The 21,402-nt window shown below is 45.9% G+C and carries 19 protein-coding genes and 1 tRNA gene; 11 read left to right on the top strand and 9 right to left on the bottom strand.

The genetic code is table 11. The features are described 5' to 3' along the window. The first annotated feature begins 64 nt into the window (after window positions 1-64). Window positions 65-3,208: a PAS domain S-box protein gene (locus QZ918_RS07535; RefSeq protein WP_293332999.1), complete on the top strand. Its 3,144-nt coding sequence runs from the start codon at window positions 65-67 to the stop codon at window positions 3,206-3,208. Window positions 3,209-3,338: 130 nt separating this feature from the next. Here QZ918_RS07535 and QZ918_RS07530 read toward each other — a convergent pair whose 3' ends face one another. Continuing rightward, window positions 3,339-3,530, bottom strand: coding sequence for a hypothetical protein (locus tag QZ918_RS07530; RefSeq protein WP_293332996.1), 192 nt, complete (start codon window positions 3,528-3,530; stop codon window positions 3,339-3,341). A 39-nt stretch (window positions 3,531-3,569) separates the two neighbouring features. Between QZ918_RS07530 and QZ918_RS07525 the strand changes: the two genes are divergently transcribed. The 3 genes from QZ918_RS07525 to QZ918_RS07515 all read left to right on the top strand — a co-directional run bounded on the left by QZ918_RS07525 (window position 3,570) and on the right by QZ918_RS07515 (window position 9,542). After that, window positions 3,570-4,841 (top strand): FAD-dependent hydroxylase, encoded by a 1,272-nt coding sequence (locus tag QZ918_RS07525; RefSeq protein WP_293332993.1) that lies wholly within the window; start codon window positions 3,570-3,572, stop codon window positions 4,839-4,841. Between the two features lie 342 nt (window positions 4,842-5,183). Continuing rightward, entirely contained in the window at window positions 5,184-5,861 is a 678-nt protein-coding gene (locus tag QZ918_RS07520) for a helix-turn-helix domain-containing protein (protein WP_293332990.1), read from the top strand. A gap of 363 nt (window positions 5,862-6,224) precedes the next feature. Then, complete coding sequence (locus QZ918_RS07515) at window positions 6,225-9,542, top strand: CHAT domain-containing protein (RefSeq protein WP_293332987.1); 3,318 nt, start codon at window positions 6,225-6,227, stop codon at window positions 9,540-9,542. Here the strand turns inward: QZ918_RS07515 and QZ918_RS07510 are convergent. The 4 genes from QZ918_RS07510 to QZ918_RS07495 form a co-directional block, all read right to left on the bottom strand. Further along, window positions 9,539-9,916, bottom strand: a complete 378-nt coding sequence (locus QZ918_RS07510) for a hypothetical protein (RefSeq protein ID WP_293332984.1) — start codon at window positions 9,914-9,916, stop codon at window positions 9,539-9,541. The two genes, QZ918_RS07515 and QZ918_RS07510, sit on opposite strands and share 4 nt — an antisense overlap. Before the next feature lie 344 nt (window positions 9,917-10,260). Continuing rightward, on the bottom strand, window positions 10,261-10,605 hold the full coding sequence (gene mazF, locus QZ918_RS07505) for an endoribonuclease MazF (RefSeq protein ID WP_293333157.1): 345 nt from the start codon (window positions 10,603-10,605) through the stop codon (window positions 10,261-10,263). After that, window positions 10,602-10,844 carry an AbrB/MazE/SpoVT family DNA-binding domain-containing protein gene (locus QZ918_RS07500; RefSeq protein WP_293332981.1) on the bottom strand — a complete coding sequence of 81 codons (243 nt, stop codon included), beginning with the start codon at window positions 10,842-10,844 and terminating at the stop codon, window positions 10,602-10,604. The genes mazF and QZ918_RS07500 overlap by 4 nt, the downstream gene beginning before the upstream one ends. A gap of 232 nt (window positions 10,845-11,076) precedes the next feature. Further along, window positions 11,077-11,160, bottom strand: a tRNA-Leu gene (locus QZ918_RS07495). 229 nt (window positions 11,161-11,389) lie between these two features. On the opposite strand from QZ918_RS07495, the gene accC reads away from it, so the two are divergent. Beyond that, window positions 11,390-12,742 (top strand): acetyl-CoA carboxylase biotin carboxylase subunit, encoded by a 1,353-nt coding sequence (accC, locus tag QZ918_RS07490; RefSeq protein WP_293332978.1) that lies wholly within the window; start codon window positions 11,390-11,392, stop codon window positions 12,740-12,742. 270 nt (window positions 12,743-13,012) lie between these two features. Here the strand turns inward: accC and QZ918_RS07485 are convergent, their stop codons facing one another. Further along, the gene (locus QZ918_RS07485; RefSeq protein WP_293148966.1) at window positions 13,013-13,297 is read right to left on the bottom strand and encodes a YggT family protein; all 285 of its coding nucleotides are present in this window, start codon (window positions 13,295-13,297) and stop codon (window positions 13,013-13,015) included. A 282-nt stretch (window positions 13,298-13,579) separates the two neighbouring features. On the opposite strand from QZ918_RS07485, the gene psbX reads away from it, so the two are divergent. The 6 genes from psbX to QZ918_RS07455 all read left to right on the top strand — a co-directional run bounded on the left by psbX (window position 13,580) and on the right by QZ918_RS07455 (window position 20,567). Continuing rightward, window positions 13,580-13,699 (top strand): photosystem II reaction center X protein, encoded by a 120-nt coding sequence (gene psbX / locus QZ918_RS07480; protein WP_293148964.1) that lies wholly within the window; start codon window positions 13,580-13,582, stop codon window positions 13,697-13,699. Window positions 13,700-13,991: 292 nt separating this feature from the next. Further along, entirely contained in the window at window positions 13,992-14,807 is an 816-nt protein-coding gene (locus QZ918_RS07475) for a Ycf66 family protein (protein WP_293332975.1), read from the top strand. Between the two features lie 461 nt (window positions 14,808-15,268). Beyond that, window positions 15,269-16,702 (top strand): RNA-guided endonuclease InsQ/TnpB family protein, encoded by a 1,434-nt coding sequence (locus tag QZ918_RS07470; protein ID WP_293332972.1) that lies wholly within the window; start codon window positions 15,269-15,271, stop codon window positions 16,700-16,702. Window positions 16,703-16,996: 294 nt separating this feature from the next. Then, window positions 16,997-18,136, top strand: a complete 1,140-nt coding sequence (locus QZ918_RS07465; RefSeq protein ID WP_293332969.1) for a redoxin domain-containing protein — start codon at window positions 16,997-16,999, stop codon at window positions 18,134-18,136. A gap of 198 nt (window positions 18,137-18,334) precedes the next feature. Next, the gene (locus tag QZ918_RS07460) at window positions 18,335-19,783 is read left to right on the top strand and encodes a trypsin-like peptidase domain-containing protein (RefSeq protein WP_293332966.1); all 1,449 of its coding nucleotides are present in this window, start codon (window positions 18,335-18,337) and stop codon (window positions 19,781-19,783) included. Between the two features lie 151 nt (window positions 19,784-19,934). Next, a complete protein-coding gene (locus QZ918_RS07455; protein WP_293332963.1) occupies window positions 19,935-20,567 on the top strand; it encodes a pre-peptidase C-terminal domain-containing protein in 633 nt (210 codons plus the stop codon). A 31-nt stretch (window positions 20,568-20,598) separates the two neighbouring features. On the opposite strand, the gene QZ918_RS07450 is transcribed toward QZ918_RS07455, so the two are convergent. The 3 genes from QZ918_RS07450 to QZ918_RS07440 all read right to left on the bottom strand — a co-directional run bounded on the left by QZ918_RS07450 (window position 20,599) and on the right by QZ918_RS07440 (window position 21,380). Next, window positions 20,599-20,736 (bottom strand): hypothetical protein, encoded by a 138-nt coding sequence (locus QZ918_RS07450; protein WP_293332960.1) that lies wholly within the window; start codon window positions 20,734-20,736, stop codon window positions 20,599-20,601. A gap of 240 nt (window positions 20,737-20,976) precedes the next feature. Further along, a complete protein-coding gene (locus QZ918_RS07445) occupies window positions 20,977-21,168 on the bottom strand; it encodes a CAB/ELIP/HLIP family chlorophyll-binding protein (protein WP_293332957.1) in 192 nt (63 codons plus the stop codon). 5 nt (window positions 21,169-21,173) lie between these two features. Continuing rightward, window positions 21,174-21,380: a hypothetical protein gene (locus QZ918_RS07440; protein ID WP_293332954.1), complete on the bottom strand. Its 207-nt coding sequence runs from the start codon at window positions 21,378-21,380 to the stop codon at window positions 21,174-21,176. Between the last annotated feature and the right edge of the window lie 22 nt (window positions 21,381-21,402).

The following is a 21,402-nucleotide window of genomic DNA, read 5'->3' as shown; positions in this document are numbered from 1 at the left end:
TAAGTAGAGTGTTTATTGTTACCTTCTACACCTAGAAACTCACATAATTTGAGGGAGCGAGAAATTGGAATTTTTTGAACGATCGCAAAAAGTGCAGCCGCCCTCAACCCCAATTGCAGCACTCCAGTCTTTTTCCAAAAAAGCTGGTATTGCAGTAATCGCGATCGGCTGTACAGTCATGTTGGGTTGGATCTTTGACCTGCAACTCTTAAAGAGCATTTTTCCAGAACTCCCGAGCATGAAAGCGAACACAGCGTTCTGCTTTATTTTGAGCGGATTGTCTCTATTTCTGCAACAGCGCAGGCGCGCCAAATCAACAACAATTAAACCTCAGAAAATAGATAAAGCTTTAATTGTTTCCAGTTCACTTTTAATTATATTCATCAGTCTATTCACCCTAATTCAATATAGCTCTAATTTAGACTTAGGCATCGATCAACTGCTATTTAAAGACAATTCTAACCTCACAAGTATCTCAGCACCGGGACGGATGGCGCCGAATACTGCCACTGCTTTTTTATTGCAGGGAACTGCCTTGCTGCTGCTGTCTCTACGCCGCCCCAAATACCTGCCGGCTCAAATCTTAAGCTGTTGTGCATTTTTAATTGCATATCTGGGCTTGATCGGCTACATCTACGGCAAACCTTTCTTTTACACAATTGGCTATACAGGAATGGCTTTGCACACCTCCGTAGCATTTATTTTGCTGAGCCTCGGCATTTTATTTGCCAGTCCAGAGCGAGGATTGATAGCAGTAATTGCGAGCGATCGCGCGGGCGGTGTCATGGCAAGGCGGTTGTTACCACAGGCGATGGTTATTCCGCCTTTGGCAGGTTACTTCATCATCTCGGGGGAGCGGTTGCAAGCCTACTCCCCGGAGTTAGGAATATCGCTGTTAAGCGTATTGAACGCGATCGTTTTTACTGTTCTGATTTGGCAGAATGCCAAAACTATTTGCATCGCAGACAGGAGGCGCTATCGAACCCAACTGGGGCTGATCAAAGCTAAATCAGACTTAGAAAGTCAAGTTGAGAAACGGACTCTTGAACTGCAACTTGCTAACGAGCAATTGCAGCAGCAAATTCTCGATTCTCACACAACAGAGCAGGCGCTCCAAAAAAACTACAACCTGTTGCTCACAGTCATTAACAGTACGCCGACCGCCCTATTTGTCAAAGATATTCAGGGCTGCTACATGATGCTCAACGCTGCGGGAGCTAGCATCATTGGCAAGTCTTTTGACGACATTATCGGCCGAGATGACAGCGAGTTATTTCCGGCGGAAATTGCGGCCAATATTACCAAAACCGATCGCCAGATCGTGACAGCGGGAAAAACCCAAGTAATAGAAGAAGAATTGCCAGTTCAAGGAAAATTGCGGACATTTCTTTCGACAAAAAACGCTTATCGAGACGGGCAAGGAGAAATTAGCGGTATAGTTAGCATCGCGCGGGATATTACCGATCGCAAACAAGCAGAAGTCGCCAACAGAAGTCTGGCAGCAATTCTCGAAGCAACGCCGGATTTTGTAGGTATCTGCGATCTCGACGGGCACGCTGTTTACATGAACAAAGCAGGCAGAAAAATGGTGGGTATCGACGAAAACGAAGATATATCGAACAAACAAGTTGGAGAATTCGCCGCAGCCTCAGCCCGCAACACCTTCCAGGAAGCGATCGCCACCGCAATCTCAGGCGGTGTTTGGAGTGGAGAAACAGCCTTCGTGTCAGCCTCGGGAGTCGAAATTCCCGTCAGCCAAGTCATCATCTCCCACTCAGCACCAGACGGCCAACTCGCATATATTTCTACCATCGCCCGCGACATCAGCGATCGCTTCCAAGCCGAAACAGCCCTGCGTTTGAGCGAGCAAAGATACCGATCGCTGATCGCTGCTACCGCGCAACTCGTATGGATCACAGACGCACAAGGAAAGCCGATCGCGCCCACAGACTGGATGGCATATACAGGCCAAAGCTTGGAGGAAGCCACAAACAACTGGTTTTCGGCAATTCACCCAGACGATCGCGATCTCACGCTGCAAGCTTGGATGCGCGCAGTCGAAACCAAAAACCTTTATGAAGTCGAACACCGCTTGCGGGCGTCAGACGGCAGCTACAGGTACTTTTGGGTGCGCGCAGTCCCAGTTTTAGCAACAGACGGCAGCATTCGCGAATGGGTGGGCACGCACACCGATATTAGCGATCGCGTCCAAGTATTGGAAGCACTCAAGCAATCAGCAGCACAGTATCGATCGCAAGCAGCCCAGCTCGAAAAAGCTTTCCGCGACTTGCACGAAACCCAAGCCCAACTAATCCAAACCGAAAAAATCTCATCACTAGGGCAGCTAGTTGCCGGAGTCGCCCACGAAATCAACAACCCGATTAACTTCATCTACGGCAACATAACCCACGCCAGCCAATACGCCAAAGACTTGCTCGAATTGCTCCACCTTTACCAGGAAAAATATCCAAATCCCGTCACGGAAATTGCTATAGCAGCCGAAGAGATAGAAATTGACTACTTAATGGAAGACTTTCCGAAGATTTTGGAATCAATGAAAGTAGGAGCCGATCGCATCCGCGACTTAGTTGTATCCTTGCGTAACTTTTCCCGACTCGACGAATCGCAGATGAAGCGAGTAGACATTCACGAAGGAATCGAAAGCACTTTAGTAATTTTGCAGCACAAGCTCAAAGCTAATTCAGTTCGTCCGGCGATCGAGATCGTCAAAAACTACGGTAACTTCTCCAAAGTCGAGTGCTATGCAGGTCAGCTCAATCAAGTATTTATGAATCTGTTAGCAAATGCGATCGATGCCCTCGAAGAATACAATAGCAAGCGTTCTCCAACAGAAATATATGCTAGCCCCAACACCATTCAGATTAACACCAGTGCGAATACAGACACAGTAACCATTCGGATTGCCGACAACGGGATGGGAATCAATCCTGAAGTTATGAGCAAATTGTTCGATCCATTTTTTACTACCAAACCCGTAGGCAAAGGCACTGGCTTAGGACTATCAATCAGCTATCAAATTATAGTTGAAAAACACCGAGGAAAATTGAAGTGTGTTTCTGCACCCGGCAAAGGTGCAGAGTTTATCATAGAGATTCCCATTTCCCAGAATCTATCAGCCCAAGCAACGGAAAACATCAAAGAAAAGGAAATGGTGAGCAGTCATCAGTCATTAGTCATCAGTCATTAATTTCTGAGTATCACAGAGGTACGTAGTTGCGCTTCAGCGCTCTTAGGTACGTAGTTGCGCTTCAGCGCTCCGAGGGCTAAAGCCCAACAACATACCAGAGATACCATAGGCACGTAGTTGTGCTTCAGGGCTATTGGGGCTCCCATCCCAACAACATACCTTTCTTGGTACGTAGTTGCGCTTGGGCGCTTTTGGGGCTAAAGCCCAGCAACATACCTCGCCACAAAAAAACCTCCGCACTACTAAACGACGCACCGCGCAAAACATTCATCTCCCCGTCAGGGTCGATCGCCCAAAATCGAAATAATTCTTTACAATACAAGAGTAAATATAATTATTCACTTAAAAAAATCCCTTGAAAATGGCCGTAAACCAACTTTCTGCAACAACAGCCTCCGCGCAAACACCGGAATTAGACTTTGACATAGCCATTGTCGGAGGCGGCATAGTCGGCGCCACCTTAGCGTGCGCCCTCAAAGATTCTGGCTTAAAAATCGCCATAATTGAAACCCAACTCCCCGCAGCCGCCGCTGCCAAAAAACAAGCCTACGCAGTCACCCTGCTGTCAGGAATGATCTTAGAAGGAATCGGAGTTTGGCAACAAATCTTACCGCAAATTACCACCTTCGAGCAAATTAGCCTCTGCGACGGCGACAATCCCGGAGTCGTCGAATTCCACCGCCCAGACTTGGGAAATACAGGCAAATTACCCGTACCAAAAGCCGCTTTAGGTTATGTCGGCGAACACCGAGTCATGCTGTCAGCTTTGCAGGAATCCTTGGCAAGAAATCCGAATTTTAGTTGGGTTTGTCCCGCCGAAGTAATCGAAGTAAAATATTTAACCGATTGCGCCGAAATAGCAGTCAAACAAAACGGTGAAACTCGCACAATTCGGACTAGATTATTAGTTGCGGCTGACGGTTCGCGATCGCAAATCCGCACAGCAGCCAACATCACCACTCGCGGCTGGAAATACTGGCAATCCTGCGTTGCGATCACCATTAAAGCGGAAAAACCGCACAATGATATCGCCTTTGAGCGCTTTTGGCCGAGCGGCCCGATGGGAGTATTACCATTACCGGGAAACCGCTGTCAAGTAGTTTGGACAGCGCCCCACGCGGAAGCAAAAGCTTTGCAGTCAATGGAAGAAACAGAGTTTTTAGCTTTGTTGGAACAGCGCACCGGCGGGCTGTTAGGGCGTTTGGAATTGGAGAGCGATCGCTTTTTGTTTCCAGTGCAGTTAATGCAGAGCGATCGCTACGTGTTACCCAGATTAGCACTCATTGGTGACGCCGCCCACTGCTGCCATCCCGTAGGCGGACAGGGATTGAACATGGGCATTCGAGACGCAGGGGCGATCGCCCAAATCTTGCAGCAAGCCCACCAAAAAGGCGAAGACATCGGCGACTTGCGAGTGTTGAAACGGTATCACAACTGGCGCAAAAAAGAAAATTTAATCGTGTTAGGATTTACCGATTTTCTCGATAGATTGTTTTCCAATACATGGCTGCCGATTGTAGCATTTCGCCGCTTCGGATTGTGGTGTTTGCGGACAATTCCCCCGGTGAGGTTTTTAGCATTGCGCTTGATGACCGGCTTGATGGGGCGGCCGCCAGAATTAGCACAAAACTAGGTTATTTCATACTGTAGGGGCGGGTTCACCGATCGTAATCGCCCCAAACAAACAATCTGAAAAAACCCGCCCCCACCCAACCAACAATCATCATGTACATTTTGGTGATGGGATGCAAATTTCAGGTTGACGTGGGCGATCGATGGTGGCAGGGCGGGTTTATTTAGATGGTTGGTAATTGTTATATATTGTTGGCGAACCCGCCCCTACAAAATATCGTACAATACCACCAAAGAAACCGGGTTTTTTCCGGGATATTTGCAATTTTAAGAAGTTTGTCGCAAAAACGCGCTACAATGATCCGCTCAGATCAAACCCAGCTATGACGGGAGTAGACAAACGATGCAAACCGAACAAGAACAAGAAATTCTCAATTTGCGCGATCGGCAATTAACGCCCAAACAAATTGCCCGAAAATTAGGATTGAAAGTGTCCGAAGTCAGTACCTTCCTGATATCTCATGCAGAACAAACAGCCCTCGCTAGCGCCGAAAAAGGAGAGTTATTGCCTGTTGTTCAATGTCTCGTCAATGTAAATTTTGCAGATGCCTTGTTGCGAAATGAAACCACTGAAGCGGGCGGTTTGGGTTTAGTGATGGTTACTCGTTCCAAGGGATACAATCGTTTTGTTGTAACTTCTTATTTGATCGACTACTGGTGTTTGGGAGTGAAGGATGCCATGCCGCCGCGCAACTGCAACGATAGCCAATATAAAAATCTCATTGAGCATTCTTACTCGCCATTTATGCAACAATACGAGGAGATTAGCTTAGAGCAAGCACAAGCTTTGGTTTGGGGTGCGATCGCCTATGCCAAAAAATTAGGCTTTCAACCGCATCGCGATTTCGAGGAGTCGAAGGCTCATTTAGGAGAACCAACCAGCGAAATCAGCTTGAAATTCGGTCGCAATGGAAAACCTTATTATATTGAGGGGCCCTACGATGACACAAAGAAAATCATCAATACCCTTAGAAACTCTGTGGGAGACGGTAATTTCGATTACTTGTACGGGATTGGGTAGAAATTGATACGGTTCAGTTAATCCTTAAGAGGTATGAAATCAGCGCTTATATTCCTACCGCGCGCGATCGAATATTTCGATCGCCGTCAAAAAATCTCCTTCAAAATCATTCGCTGTAGGGGCGGGTTCACCAACAATAATCGCCTGAAATAAACAATCTCAAAAACCCGCCCCAACCCAACCAACAATCATCCGGTTTTTACGATGCGATGCAAATTTCTGGTTGATGTAGGCGATCGGTGGTGTGGGGGCGGGTTTATTTAGATGGTTGATAATTGTTAGATATTGTTGGTGAACCCGCCCCTACAAAATATCGTAAAATCATGATAAAATAAACATCGGTGTTATTGACAACTCCCCACAATGGACGAAACCCGCGATCGAGCCTACCTCCAATTAATTCACACCCTGTTGAATTGCCCTAACGGAGAAGAACCGCAGGTATTACAGGATAACTTAGAATTATTGGATCGCGAATTTCTAGAAACTTGCGAGTTAGTAGCATCAACCTTGGCAGCACAAGGACGCGAAAATGGTGCTAATTTCCTGGGAAATCTGGCTCGTCAGCTAGCGGAATTTATGGATGAAAATCCTGAAACTGAAAATCCCCAAGAGTATGCAAAGCTTATCCTAGAATTACTGCAAGCAGCAGAAAGCTCTAGTGGTGTTGCCGTAATTTACCCTATTCTGGCACAAAAGGAACATCTCCTCAATCTCCGTTTTGCCGAAACTTTAGAGCAAGTGGCCGAGAATTTAATTGCCCAACATCCCGAAGCAGTTGAATACATTGTCGCCATGATTGAAAATTTGAGTCTTCATATTTCTCAATTTCCGCACGGCAATATAGCGAAAAATATTGAAATTGCCATTACAGGTTATCAAATAGTTTTAAACAATCGGGAACCGGGGAGCGAAAAATACGCTGGAACTCAAAACAATCTAGCCGTTGCCTACATAAACAGAATCAACGGTTCGCGGGCAGATAATTTGGAGAGGGCGATCGAGTTTTTTCAGGCAGCTTTAACAGTTTATACCCTTGAGAATTTCCGCGAAGATTGGGCAATGACTCAAAACAACCTAGCTATTGCCTACAGTGACAGAATCAACGGTTCGCGAACGGATAATCTGGAAAGGGCGATCGAGTTTTTTCAGGCAGCTTTAACAGTTTATACCCTTGAGGATTTCCGCGAAGGTTGGGCAATGACTCAAAACAACCTAGGAGAAGCCTACAGAAACAGAATCAACGGTTCGCGGGCCGATAATCTGGAGAGGGCTATCGAGTTTTTTCAGGCAGCTTTAACTGTCTATACCCTTGAGAAATTTCGCGAAAAATTGGCAACGACTCAAAACAACCTAGCTATTGCCTACAGTAACAGAATCAACGGTTCGCGGGCGGATAATCTGGAGAGGGCGATTGAGTTTTTTCAGGCTGCCTTAACTGTCCGTACTCGTGAGGATTTTCCCGAGGATTGGGCAATGACTCAAAACAACTTAGCTGTTACCTACAGTGACAGAATCAATGGTACGCGAGCGGATAATCTGGAAAAGGCGATCGAGTTTTATGAGGCTGCTTTAACAGTCTATAAGGTTGGGGATTACCCTGAGGATTGGGCAACGACTCAAAACAACCTAGCTGCTGCCTACAGTGACAGAATCAATAGTTCGCGAGCGGATAATTTAGAGAGCACGATCGAGTTTTATGAGGCTGCTTTAACTGTCCGTACTCGTGAGGACTTCCCTGAACAATGGGCAGAGACTCAAAATAACTTAGCTAATGCCTACAGTGACAGAATCAACGGTTTGCCGGCGGAAAATCTGGAAAAAGCGATCGCACTTTATCGCAATGCTTTAACTATCAGAACGCGCGAGGATTTCCCACAAGAGCATACAGAAACTTTGTTTAATTTAGGTGATCTTTACCAAAGTAACCAGCAATGGCAACTCGCTTATGATACCTACGCCCCAGCCATTGAAACAGTAGAATTCTTACGGGGTGAGATTCAATTTGGGGATCAAACAAAGCAGAAATTAGCCGAAGAATGGAATCAACTCTATCTGGGAATGGTGGAAGTTTGCATCGAACTCGAACGCGACACCGAAGCGATAGAATACGTCGAACGCAGCAAAGCCCGCAACCTTGTAGAACTCTTTGCCAACCGTGACATCAAACCTAAAGGTAATATCCCCGAAACTGTTCTCAACGAATTGTCGCGCCTCAATCGAGAAATTGAGGCCGAACAGCGACGACTGGAAATCGAACAGATAAACCGTAATAGTAATCGTGGCATAATATTGGGAGAACGCAGCCTCCAAATCGACAGCCTAACAACTAGCCGCGATGCTACTCATCTGACCAAATTGCGTCAACAACTAGATGAATTGATTGCTCGTGAAATTACACCGATCGATCCTAACTTCAGCCTAACCCAAAAAGTTAAGCCCATCCTCTACAAAGACATTCAAACTCTGATAAGTGAAAACACCGCTATTCTTGAGTGGTACATCGCAGGTGACAAATTTTTCACTTTCATCATCACCCCGCAAACCCCAACACCCATCATCTGGCAATCTTCAACAGAAGACTTTCAAGCATTAATAAATTGGGATAACGAGTATAGGAAAGACTACGAAGAGAGTAAACCACGAGAAAGAAAACCGCAATGGCAGGAAAAACTAGCCTCTCGCCTCCAAAACCTAGCTGAGATTTTGCAGCTAGATCGGATTTTAGAGAATATTCCGAAACAGTGCGATCGACTGATTTTAATTCCCCATCGCTTCCTGCATCTTTTCCCCCTTCATGCGTTGCCAATCTCCCACGAAAGGGATTTTGAACGTGGATGCACCGATGAACAGAATTATGCTACTACTGTATCCCTATCCAAATCAGAGTTGTGCTTCCTCGACTTATTCCCAGGTGGAGTCAGCTATGCCCCCAGTTGCCAACTGCTGCAACAAGCGAAACAGCGACAACGCCCCAATTTCTATCACCTATTTGCGATTGCTAATCCTACCAAAGATCGCTATTTACTTGAACTTCAAGCGGCGAATATCCGCGATCGATTTAAATCTAATGATTTCTTGGCAAAAGATGATGCTAATAAGAACGCAATTCTAAACGCGAAACTCAATTTTGCCAACTGCGCCCATTTCGGTTGTCACGGCAAGTTTGAGCCTGACTCGCCTTTGGAATCATCCCTGGTATTCGCAAATAAAGAACGTTTGACACTGTTGGAAATCTTGAATCTTGACCTAAATCAATGTCGTCTTGTCACCCTCTCCGCCTGCGAAACTGGATTGACAAAATCCAAAACCAGCGATGAATATATCGGCTTACCTTTCGGATTTCTCTTGGCTGGTAGCCCTAGTATAGTCAGCACCCTTTGGGAGGTGGATCAAGTCACCAGCACTTTATTACTAATGCGGTTCTATGAAAACCTAGAAACTATGTCAACGGTTACTGCTCTCAATGAGGCACAGCAATGGCTGCGGAATCTCACCTCAGAGGGGCTAGAAGCCTTATTAAAAGACCTCAAACCCCAAATTGACAAAATTTTTGATCGACTACCCCTAATGGAACGCACGCGCTATGTTCAAGCTCCTCTGAAGGGCGCACAGAACCGCAAGCCATTTCCCTTTGTTGAACCTCATTATTGGTCTGGCTTCATTGCGATCGGCGTTTAGGACTCCTTACAAAACTCATCCAGATTCTTTTCGTTTATGTAAAGAATTACTAATATTAATAATGCTGGAACACCAACATAAGGCATTAGCAAAGTCATTGCACCACCAAAACCCTGTTTTAATGATTCTCTAAAGGCTGAGGTACAAATATAAGGACGCAATTTTTTAGTTGACTTTTCTAACCAGCTAGGTTCATTCGGATCTTCCTCGCTCAAATTGTCCGGTAATTCTCCTGACTCAATTCCTATAGCGTCGGCGGCATATTCTAAATTGCCTTCACACGCTTCGAGCACCTCAAGGCCTTTCAGAGCATCGGGATATTCTTGTAGTTGGGAGCGATATTGTTCAATTTGTGCTTGGGTAACGGTAATCATTGGGATAATGGCGATCGATTAAATGAGTAATTCTTATTTTGCCATAGATTGTATTTTTTTTGTGCACACAAGTTTCCGTAGTTAAAGAGTATTTTGTATCGTGCGTCGCTGTCAGAAGTTCGATCGTACTTGAAGATATCTGATAGCGACGCACCCGACGATACTCGCGCAAAACTACAGAAACCGGGTTTTTTCCGAAATCTGGGAGTTGTCACCAAGTCTGTCGCAAAAACCCGGTTTCTCGCCACCCACCCACAATCCAAAATCCAAGAAACCGGGTTTTTCCCGAAATCTAGGACTTGTCACCAAGTCTGTCACAAAAACCCGGTTTCTCGCCACCACTTTTAGAATAACAACGGCTCAATTTTGGTTTGTACTTCCTCAATCACATCTTCAGATACAGACTCAACGAATCGAACACCGCGAACTTTCCAGTCTAGACACTTGATTTGATCTGCAAGAATCACTCCCTGAACTTTTAATCCAATTGGCAAAGCAACTTCAAAAGGATACCCTTTTTGTTGCTTGGTAATAGGCATAAATAAAGCTAAAGAACTTTTCTCATTATAAGCACGAGGCGACAGCACAAAAGCAGGTCTAAGTCCTTTTTGTTCGTGTCCTTTAGTGGGGTCAAAGTCTAAATAAACAATATCGCCTCGACTCGGAATGTAGGGATTTGATTGTGTCACCAAACTTCATTCCCCACAGCAACTCCACTGTCAATCTCAGTATGAAGATTTTCTGGAGTAATCGCCTCAATCAACTCCTCAAGCGAATACCGCCGACGAGTTATCGGCTCGATCGTCAGCTTACCATCTATCAAGACAAGCTGCACTTGGGAACCTTCCACTAAGTTAATCTCTTTAGCCAAATGCTGTGGAATCCGAATAGCAAGACTGTTTCCCCACTTTGCGATCGTCCCAACCATAGTCAAATCCTCTAGCTAGTAATATTATTCTCAGGAGTTCACCTTGTTTAAGGATGTATATACATAGTGTCTACAGTATAGCAGCAAATAAAATCCAAGAAACCGGGTTTTTTCCCGAATCTTCGCCTGTAACCAAATATTCTCGCAAAAACCCGGTTTCTGGCCACCCACCCATCAAAAACAAAACAACTGCCAACAGCCAAAACTGTCAACAGTTGTTTTACATATTCAATGCGGATGGCGAGACTCGAACTCGCAAGGACATAATGCCACACGCACCTCAAGCGTGCGCGTATACCAATTCCGCCACATCCGCTCTTTCCGACAATCTCTGGGATTTTTTTGCGTTACCAGTTAAACACGCACAGGTTGAGGTTCCTGACATTTAACTCGTGACTAGCCCTTTTCGACCACCGATTTAAAACCATAGCACAACTATCACCAAAATGTAAAATAAATTTTTATTAAGAATTTATGGGCAACCATTATCCAGAAGATACCGAAAGGGATTATTCTACAGAATATTGAGTGAATAAGCACCGAAGATGGGGTTCTCGAAAATTTTAATCGCTAATCGGGGGGAAATCGCCCTCCGCATACTACGCACCTGCGAGGAAATGGGGATTGCCACGGTCGCCGTTCACTCCACCGTAGACAAGCACGCCCTGCACGTTCAGTTGGCCGACGAAGCCGTTTGCATCGGCCCCCCCACCAGTAGCAAAAGCTATTTAAACATCCCTAACATTATCTCGGCTGCCCTGACGCGCAACGCCGCAGCGATTCACCCTGGCTATGGCTTCCTCGCCGAAAATGCCCGATTTGCCGAAATCTGCGCGGATCATCAGATTACTTTCATTGGCCCGTCTCCGGCAGCCATGCGGGCAATGGGCGACAAATCTACTGCCAAAGAAACCATGCAGCGGGTGAAAGTCCCCACGGTTCCCGGTAGCGGCGGATTGCTGGCAGACGAACACGAGGCATTGTCGATCGCCCGCGACATCGGCTATCCTGTGATGATCAAAGCCACCGCCGGCGGTGGAGGTCGCGGCATGAGGCTAGTCAGAGAAGCATCGGAACTCCCCAAACTATTCTCAGCAGCCCAAGGCGAAGCCGATGCAGCTTTCGGCAACCCAGGAGTTTACCTCGAAAAATTCATCGAAAAACCCCGCCACATCGAAATCCAAATCCTGGCTGACAACTACGGTAATGTCATCCACCTCGGCGAAAGAGATTGTTCGATTCAGCGCCGGCACCAAAAACTCCTGGAAGAAGCGCCCAGTCCAGCCCTCAGCCAGAAACTGCGAGATCAAATGGGTCACGCCGCCATTGCCGCGGCCAAATCCATCAACTACACGGGTGCCGGGACTGTGGAATTTTTGCTTGACAAATCGGGCAAGTTCTACTTCATGGAAATGAACACCCGGATTCAGGTGGAACATACAGTCACGGAGATGATTACGGGGCTGGACTTGATCGCGGAACAAATTCGGATCGCCCAAGGTGAAAAACTGCAAATTAAGCAGAACCAAGTAATTCTCAGCGGCCACGCCATAGAATGCCGGATCAATGCTGAAGATCCCGATCGCAACTTTCGACCCCATCCCGGCAGAATCACCGGCTTTTTGCCTCCCGGCGGCCCTGGCGTGCGGATGGACTCCCACGTTTACACCGATTACGAAATACCGGCTTACTACGATTCTTTAATTGGTAAATTGATTGTATGGGGGCGCGATCGACCTTCAGCCATCCGCAGGATGAAACGGGCGTTGCGGGAATGCGCCATCACCGGCGTCCCCACCACCCTCAGTTTCCACCAAAAAATCCTCGATTCCCCCGAGTTTCTCAGGGGCGAAGTTTACACGAATTTTGTCGAACAGTTCATGGGCCAAAATGGTTAGTGGTCATTAATCAAACCCTGCCAGCAACAAAGGTACGTAGTTGCGCTTCAGCGCTCCTTATATATGCAAAAGAGCGCTTTCATCGCAACTACGTACCTAGATTTGAGTAACAAATTTTACAGTATTGTGGGATGGGCGTCTCGCCCGTCAAGAAAGGACGGGCGGGACGCCCATCCCACAAAATATGTGTAAATTATTTAATTTGGGTTCCTTGACATATGCAAAAGAGCGCTGAAGCGCAACAACGTACCTTGATGTGAGTAATAAATTTTACATCATCATCGTCAGGATGCCTTGCTGGCCGAGCATCATTTCTCGCAGCAAGCTACAGATGCCCACCCAGATAATCGGCGTAATGTCCACTCCGCCGATCGGCGGTACAATCTTTCTAGTTACGGCTAAAAAAGGTTCCGTCGGCCAAGCAATCAAACTCAACGGTAAACGACTCAGATTCACCTCGGGATACCAAGTCAGAACGATCCGAAAAATAAATAGCAAAGTCATCAATACTAGAACAGAGCCCAGAATCCAACTTGCAACGGTAATACCAGTCATGGGTCTTATCTCGAAAATCTTAAGTTTTGTGAAGTCAGCCTTTCATAATTTTAACCGTTTCACAGGTGCGATCGAACACGATCGGCAGAATTATTCCGGCCTTATACCTTCGGATGGAAAGAGTTAGAGGGTTTGAGGCTGAGAGGTTTAGAGTTTTCCAGGGTAAAAATATTGCTGGTAGCACCACATCCATTGCAAAATCCGTTGCCGAACTTCTCCCTGAGAACTGACTGCTGATAAAATTAATAAAAATCAAATTGTTGTAACAAAGGTCTTGAATTTATGACTCCTTCACTCGCGAACTTTTTGTACAGCCTGCTGGTCGGCGTTTCGCTGGTAGTCATTCCAGCAACCATCGCCCTGATCTTTATCAGCCAAAAAGACAAAATCAAGCGCACCTAAAAAGTCGGCGGGACTTAAGTCAGGCGCTGTAAGTCAGTATTCGGCTGCACGTCGGGCATTTTCCTGCTTGTGAAACCTCGGCTACCAGCAACTGTGAAGGCAAAACCTTCGGTTGAGGGCCAAGCTGAGGTTTTTTCCCGTTAAACTCATAACTATAAGGTGCGCTTCCCTGTTCTGAAAGCTTCACCGGATGCTGCCCTGTGAAACCACAGTCGGGATAACAGACTGACAGACTTATTGATAGATGTAAAATCTAACTCGCTAACATAGGAAAGAGATAGGAGATAGGCTAATGGTCAATTTAGGATTGAACTTGAGCAGCCTGTTAGGGATCATCCTAGCAGTAGCAGGGGCAGGACTGTATTTTCTGCGATCGTGGCGTCCCAAACTAGCCCGAGACCACGATATTTTTTTTGCAGCCGTGGGCTTGCTCTGTGGCGGTATTCTGTTATTTCAAGGATGGCGGCTTGACCCAATTCTGGCATTCGGTCAATTTTTACTTGCAGGTTCCGCCATATTTTTTGCAGCCGAAAGCATCAAACTGCGGGGAGCGACCACAGCCCAAGCTAAAAGTCGATCGCAATACGTAGATGAAGAGCGACCAGTCAGCAACGCTTACGCTTACGATGGCTACGATAACGACTTCGACCAGATAGAACCAGAGGAAGACTACCCGCAACGTCCCCGGATTAGAGGCAGTCAAGAAAATCGTTCCTCGCGGGAAGCCTACGACGATGAGCCCCGCCGCCGTCCCTCGTCGAATCGCAACGGTAACGGGAACGCATCTCGGGAGTCGTCGATCGATCGCCCTCCCTCGCGCAAACGTCCGGCGCGCCCAGAAGCCCCGCCCGCCCAAGGCTCTGACAACTGGGACGTTTCAGACAACCCCGAAGAAAGACCGGCCCGCAGCAGCCGCAACCGCCCCCCAACTTCGGAAAACCGCAATTCTGACGGGCCACCGAGAACCAAAAAACCCCGGCCTTCCGAAGCATCAAGGTCTCGCCCCAGCAACCGCGAGATAGAAGCACCGCCATCAGACTACGTGGAGTATCGCCCCGTAGAATACCCGGAAGACCAACCGGATAGTTCCCCCAATTTCGATAAATAGGCAAAGATTAAGTAGGTGGGTCAAACTAAACATTTCTCGCGCGATCGAGACAAATATCGCTCTTTCGTCACTTTCATGAGAGTAAATTCTCGAATACACGACAGCAAAGGATCTCTTCCCAAATGCTCCCAACAAACGAAGGTGTTAGAAAATCGATCCACAAAGCCATACTAGATAAGCATTATCAAATTATGGTCAGATTTTTCCTTTCTTAGAGTGATGGAAGAGCGATATTAACTGCCAGCCGAGAAGTCCCTCGGTATATTCAGAGGGGATGAATCTGAGCGTTAAGCGAAGTACCCCGAATGAATTACCGGAGGGATGAAAGGCTCGTCGGATGGAGGAACGGAAGCCGACAATTAAGCTTAGCCACGATGAATTAGTCTTCGGGGGCGTCTTGATTTTCAATGTACTTCCTAAGTGCTAAAACTGTGAGCAGGTCGAAAAAAAAGGAAGTTTCTATGCAACTGACGTACAAATACCGCCTCAAGCCCACAAAAACCCAATTGGTAACGATTGCGACTCACCTAGAACTATGCCGCCGTCAGTACAACTACCGATTGAGCGAAAGATTTATATGGTGGGAAGCAACGAGAACACCCGTCAACTCTTGCCCTTTAACTGCATCCATAGTACCTGTTGACGAGATTTATCAAAATATTCCCTTGACCAGAGTGCAAACTAGGGATGGCAGAAAGAAGGATGAGTCAGGCAATCCTGTAACCAGGAAAGGTGATGTTTTTTCAAACATTGAAGGCGGATATGTGCAGTGGCAAACCATCCAGTTAGCCGATCTAAAAAACATTAAGAAGCTGTTTCCTGACTACAAAGTTTTGAATTCTCAAGTTTTGCAGGATGTGGTCAACCGAGTGGAAACTTCCTTCTCAAATTTCACCACGCCCGACAAAAATGGCAATCGTAGAGGCAAGCCTCGGTTTAAAGGATTCCATTACTACAAATCTTTCACTTATCCCCAATTAGATAATTTAGATATTATCAAGGATCGGCAAAATAGGATTTGTATTAACCTTGCCAAAATAGGTCAAATACCGATGGCATTCCATCGTCCAATACCTACAGGATTCACGGTTAAGACGGGGACAGTTATCAAAGGATCAGACGGGTGGTATATTGCCCTGACGCTAGAAGATAAGACGGTTCCCGTGACGGTTGCCGAAATTCAACCGACTGATGAAAACACTCTTGGTATTGACTTGGGAATTACCAATTACGCTTACCTTTCTAATGGCGAAAGGATTGAAAATCCTAGGTTCTTGAGGAAATCTGCCGAGAAATTAGCTCATCTTCAGGCGAAACTAGCGTCGAGAGTTAAAGGTTCTAAGCCTTGGAAAATTATCAAAGACAAAATTTCTAAGCTGCATCAATTTGTAGCCTTAGCGAGACTTGATTTTCAATTCAAAACAGCACATGAGTTGTTTGGCAAATGCGATGTTTTAGTGGTTGAAGATTTGAGTCTCAAGAATCTAACTAGATGTGCCAAACCCAAGACTGAGATTGAAAACGGTAGTCTGGTTTATCTGCCAAACGGTCAAGCGGCTAAAAGTGGCTTGAATAAATCAATACTTGATGCTGCTCACGGTCAATTTGCCAACGTCCTCAAGTATGTCGCCTGGAAATTGGGTAAAATCGTTTTGTTTGTCGATCCGAAGGGAACTTCCCAGCATTGTTGGCATTGCCTCAACAAAGTTCCGAAAGAATTATCCCAGCGGTGGCATTCTTGTCAGTGCGGCGAGTCTTTGGATCGAGATGAAAATTCGGCCAAACTTATCAAGAAAATTGGTCTGAATCACGAAAGTGGCGGGGGAACTCCGTCACTCAAAAAAGCCTTTGCAAAAAAGGAAAAAGAAGCCTGCGGTCTAACTGTACTCAGTTGACCGTCAGGTTTGTTCACGTTGCGTTTATTGATGCCCATCTACTTATTCTCAGATCTTAGAATGTTTAAATAACTAAAGTAGTGAAAAAAGCTAATAAAAACAATCTTGAAATATATTTAATAGTATTCCTATAAATAATCCTTATGAGGTTTGTAGTGAGGACTTTAGTCCTTCTCATATTTGCGGACGAAGGTCATCACTACAAATCTTTGCGATCGCACAAAATACAAATTCTGGAACTAACCCAAAGTACAATAGTCTAAAATCTAAAATCTAAAATCTAAAATCTGCAATATGCCCTTACTGGAAATAGGAGATCCGGCGCCTTGGTTTTCGATTGCTTCGAGCAATAACCCCTTATTTCATTTCTCGACGGTTGGTGGCCGACGAGTCGTGCTATTTTTCTTTGCTAGCGCAGCTTTTGAACAAATCCAAGTTATGCTCAAAAGCTTTCAAGAGCTTTCAGAAGAATTCAAGACTTTGCAAGTAGCGCTGTTCGGAGTGAGCGTTGATGCAGCAGACAAAGAACAAAACACAGCCCCACTAATTGCTCCGTCATTCATCTTTTTCTGGGACTTCGACAAAAAACTCAGCCAGCAGTACGGTGTTTGCAAAGATGTCGAACAAAATGGAGTTGGTGGAGTTGAATATGCCCCCCAAACCTTTGTTCTCAACGAAAACCTTCAGATAATTAACATTTTGCCGATGGGCGAACCGCACCAACACGCCCGACAAGTGTTAGATTTCATCAAAACTTTGCCTCCTATTGAGGAAGCCCGAGCCGCCACTCGCCACGCCCCGGTGTTGGTAATTCCTAACGTTTTGGACAAAGCATTTTGTCGCAGTTTGATCGATATATACAAGGCTGACGGTGGCAGTCCCTCAGGTTTTATGAGGCAAATAGATGGGAAAACTGTTGGCATTCACGATGATAATTTCAAGAAACGTCGAGATTTATTTATTGAAAACCCGAATTTGCAGCGACAATTGAGTGCGATTATTCTGCGTAGGGTGGTACCGGAAGTACAAAAAGCTTTCCAGTTTAAAATTACTCGGTTTGAACGGTATTTAATAGCTTGTTACGATGCCCAAAGTGGCGGTTATTTTAATCCACACCGCGACAATACGAGCAAAGGTACGGTACACCGCAGGTTTGCGATGACTTTGAATTTGAATGTGGGGGAGTACACGGGGGGATTTTTGCGCTTTCCGGAGTACGCACCGCACGGTTATAAAGGAGATTCTGGTACGGCGATTATTTTTTCGTGTTCTTTGCTACACGAAGCGACGGCGATGATTAGCGGTGAGCGTTTTGCTTTGCTGTCTTTTTTCTACGGCGATGAGGATGCTGTGGTGCGGGACGCTAATCTTAAGTATATTGTCGATCGCTCGCCAGAAGATTCGAGAATTGCCGAAACTGCTGGCTTATCTTAGTTTTGCAACCAAACTCTGGCCCTATAAGTCGATCGACTTACCGAAAACTCAGCAGCAGGCGAAATCTTAAAGCAATCTCAAGCTTTAATTTATCCATACCCTTCTCGAAGTCCTAAAATAATTACAGGTCATAGTTAGCAGTTGACCCGAACACCTAACTGCTAACTGCCGATCGTTAAAAAATACTAATTCACGATCATGAATTTCAAACTTCTAAGTTTAGCGGTATCAGGAATTTTCATAGTTGGGGTTGCAGCCAGGGCTGCTGCGGTTGTTAAGGTGCCCCCCGGACAGCAGAAGGCAAATTTAGCGGAATTTAACTCAGTGCCTCGGACAGGCCCGATCGCCGAAAATGCCGAAGAACAAACGAACATTCGGGTATACGAAAAAGCCAGTCCGGCGGTTGTTACCGTCGATACAGCTAAATCTAACGGTAGCGGCACAATTATCAGCCCCGACGGCATGGTGTTAACCAACGCTCACGTTGTTTCTGCCGGCGGTACCGTAAATATAATTTTGTCAGACGGTAGAAAACTGGTTGCCGATGTCGTTGGATTCGGCGAAGAAGGTTTAGACTTAGCGGTGGTAAAGATTCGCAATCAAAACAATTTGCCCACAATTCCTTTAGCCCGTGCCGGTTCGGTGAAAGTCGGACAACAAGCATTTGCGATCGGCAATCCATTCGGTCGATTTCAAGGTACTTTTACAGTCGGAATCGTCAGCCGCATCGACGCAGCCCGTGGCTTAATTCAAACTGACGCGGCCATCAATCCCGGTAATTCCGGTGGCCCGCTGCTGAATAGTTCTGGAGAATTAATTGGCGTCAATACTTCTATTTTTACTCGCGGCCAGGGCGGAGGCAATATCGGTATCGGTTTTGCAATTGTCATAGACAAAGTGCCAGCTTTCTTGAGTGCGGTGCGAGAAGGGCGAGCTCCCCGCGTTGCTCAAAGGCGATCGCCATTTGGCAACAAATCACCTCAAAAAGTTGCGTTAAACGGGCCCGCCGTCACAGGCAAACTTACCGACAAGTCTAGCATTCTACCTGCAGACAACAGCTTTTTTGACCTCTACTCCTTTGAGGGAAAAGCGGGACAGCAAATCACAATAGAAATGAAAAGTCAAGAGATAGACCCTTATTTAATTTTGCTCGGCCCCAACGAGCGCGAAATCGCGCAAGATGATAACGGAGCGGGCAATAAAAACGCCCGAATTACAGTCAGGCTCCCAGCAGATGGCACTTACACGTTGCTGGCAAATTCCAACGAAGCTAGGCAGTTGGGGGCTTATACGTTAGAACTGAAAGCGAGTGCTCCTAGCGCACCTTCTCGGGCGATTTTGCAAGAAGAAGGCGCTTTAGTCGCAGGTGGCCCGGTATTGCCTTCTGATAACAGTCTGTATCGCGAGTATACTTTTGAAGGTCGATCGGGTCAGTCTGTCAGCATTTCCCTGGAAAGTACAGATTTCGATCCCTATGTGGCTATCTTTGACCCTAACGGCAAATTAGTGGCAGAAAATGACGATGCGAGCGATTCGAGCAAAAATGCGTTTCTGAGCGTTAATTTGCCAGCTACGGGTCGCTACCGCGTGATTGTCAATGCTTATGATGCTTCAGGTCGGGGTCGTTACAATCTAACTATCCGCTAAAAGTTGGTAATTGGTAATTGGTGATTAGTGATTGGCAGTTAAAACGTTCTTCATTCTCATAACTAACAACTAACAACTGACTATTGACAACTGCCACAGGTCAACTGTCAACTGTCAACTGTCACAGGTCAACTGACTATCGAGGTAATTCATGGGTCAAATTAGATTTTGGGCGATCGCGCCAATTGCTCTACTAGCTATTTTTTCTGGGAAACCGACTCTCTCCGTACCAGTGTCAAATTTAGGTGGAGTTACTAACAGCATTTCCCCGATCGTTTCAGCAGAATTTCCTCAAAATTCACATAATGCGAGTCAAGCGGGCAAGGCTGTTTTAGCTCAAGCAAGCCCCAACCCGTCGCCTTCTGGGCTGCCAACTCCAAAGGCCTCGCCAACTCAGACCCCAACTGTACAACCTTCGCCAAGTCCTGATGGGCGATCGTCTAAAATCATTTTAGAGCAAAAGGGAGAACTCACAACTTCTAAGTCTTCGGTACTGCCCTCGGACAGCAGTTTGTACGATGAGTACACCTTTGAAGGCACTCAGGGTCAGAAAGTGGTTGTCAATGTAGAAAGTAGCGAGTTTGATACTTATCTGGCTGTCCTCAACTCCCAGGGCGAGCTACTGGGAGAAAATGATGATGTCACGCAGCAAAATTCCAATTCTGAGCTAACTCTTACCTTGTCTGCAAGCGGTCGCTACCGAGTAGTTGTCAATGCTTACGATCCACCTCCAAAAGGTAGAGGTAAGTACAGTTTGATTATCCGTGAAGTGACTGGAAATTAGTTTGATATCGTATCCGATCGATTAACCGCAATCAGATAAGTTCGTAGTCCGCACTACAAACTGCAAAATGCAAAATGCTGCGGACTGAAGTCCGCACTACAAACTGCAAAATGCTGCGGACTGAAGTCCGCACTACAAACTGTTTTTGTGATGGTAATTGACCGGACATGATATGAACGCAACTTCGGAGTCAGGACACGGCATTGCCGTGTCTTGATAATTTTAGGACGATCGCACTACAACCAACTACTATTAACTTTGGTAAATTCATCGGTTTGCCTGCAATTATCAGTGTTTTAAAACTGCATTTCTAATTGAAACGACTGTATTTTAAATATTTATTAAAATCAGAATGAAAGCTGAAAAATGATAACTTTTCAACCTTCATTCTGGATTGATTTACATTAATTTAACGGAGACCCAGCCAGGTAAAAAAATCCTGGCGGGTGAAAAATTCTAGCAGCAAAAGTCCCACGAATCCCACCATTGCAAATCGTCCGTTGATTTGTTCGGCGTAGGCATTCCAACCAAATGCAGGTTCGGGTTTTTTGGGGGATTCAGGAGTTGATGGTGTTGGAGACGGAGGAGTTTTAGCAGTCATTTTATTCAGTTGACAGTTGACAGTTGACAGTTGACAGCGGGAGCATCTCCGTTTTGCAAAAAAACCAATTTCTTAAAAATCAAAAATGAGATGCTCCGGTTGACAGCACTTCGATAGTGGGAAAAGGATTGAAATAATGAACTATCCTTATTTAATTTCCACCTCAACGGGGTGGCTTTTGACCCATCTTCTGTGCTCAATGTTTTGAACACAACTTGTAATTTACCGGAAAAT

Source organism: Microcoleus sp. CAWBG58 (assembly GCF_020883045.1).
Classification (GTDB): domain Bacteria; phylum Cyanobacteriota; class Cyanobacteriia; order Cyanobacteriales; family Microcoleaceae; genus Microcoleus.
Note: the sequence above shows the minus strand (reverse complement) of the source record. Positions and strands in the feature narration are given on the sequence as shown.

Coding starts and splice junctions, on each gene's coding strand:
- QZ918_RS07525 (WP_293332993.1), top strand. CDS start 3,570: ATGGCCGTAAACCAACTTTCTGCAACAACAGCCTCCGCGCAAACACCG.
- QZ918_RS07485 (WP_293148966.1), bottom strand. CDS start 13,297: ATGACTGGTATTACCGTTGCAAGTTGGATTCTGGGCTCTGTTCTAGTA.
- QZ918_RS07455 (WP_293332963.1), top strand. CDS start 19,935: ATGGGTCAAATTAGATTTTGGGCGATCGCGCCAATTGCTCTACTAGCT.
- QZ918_RS07475 (WP_293332975.1), top strand. CDS start 13,992: ATGGTCAATTTAGGATTGAACTTGAGCAGCCTGTTAGGGATCATCCTA.
- QZ918_RS07470 (WP_293332972.1), top strand. CDS start 15,269: ATGCAACTGACGTACAAATACCGCCTCAAGCCCACAAAAACCCAATTG.
- QZ918_RS07515 (WP_293332987.1), top strand. CDS start 6,225: ATGGACGAAACCCGCGATCGAGCCTACCTCCAATTAATTCACACCCTG.
- accC (WP_293332978.1), top strand. CDS start 11,390: ATGGGGTTCTCGAAAATTTTAATCGCTAATCGGGGGGAAATCGCCCTC.
- psbX (WP_293148964.1), top strand. CDS start 13,580: ATGACTCCTTCACTCGCGAACTTTTTGTACAGCCTGCTGGTCGGCGTT.
- QZ918_RS07510 (WP_293332984.1), bottom strand. CDS start 9,916: ATGATTACCGTTACCCAAGCACAAATTGAACAATATCGCTCCCAACTA.
- QZ918_RS07500 (WP_293332981.1), bottom strand. CDS start 10,844: ATGGTTGGGACGATCGCAAAGTGGGGAAACAGTCTTGCTATTCGGATT.
- QZ918_RS07465 (WP_293332969.1), top strand. CDS start 16,997: ATGCCCTTACTGGAAATAGGAGATCCGGCGCCTTGGTTTTCGATTGCT.
- QZ918_RS07450 (WP_293332960.1), bottom strand. CDS start 20,736: ATGTCCGGTCAATTACCATCACAAAAACAGTTTGTAGTGCGGACTTCA.
- QZ918_RS07445 (WP_293332957.1), bottom strand. CDS start 21,168: ATGACTGCTAAAACTCCTCCGTCTCCAACACCATCAACTCCTGAATCC.
- QZ918_RS07460 (WP_293332966.1), top strand. CDS start 18,335: ATGAATTTCAAACTTCTAAGTTTAGCGGTATCAGGAATTTTCATAGTT.
- QZ918_RS07520 (WP_293332990.1), top strand. CDS start 5,184: ATGCAAACCGAACAAGAACAAGAAATTCTCAATTTGCGCGATCGGCAA.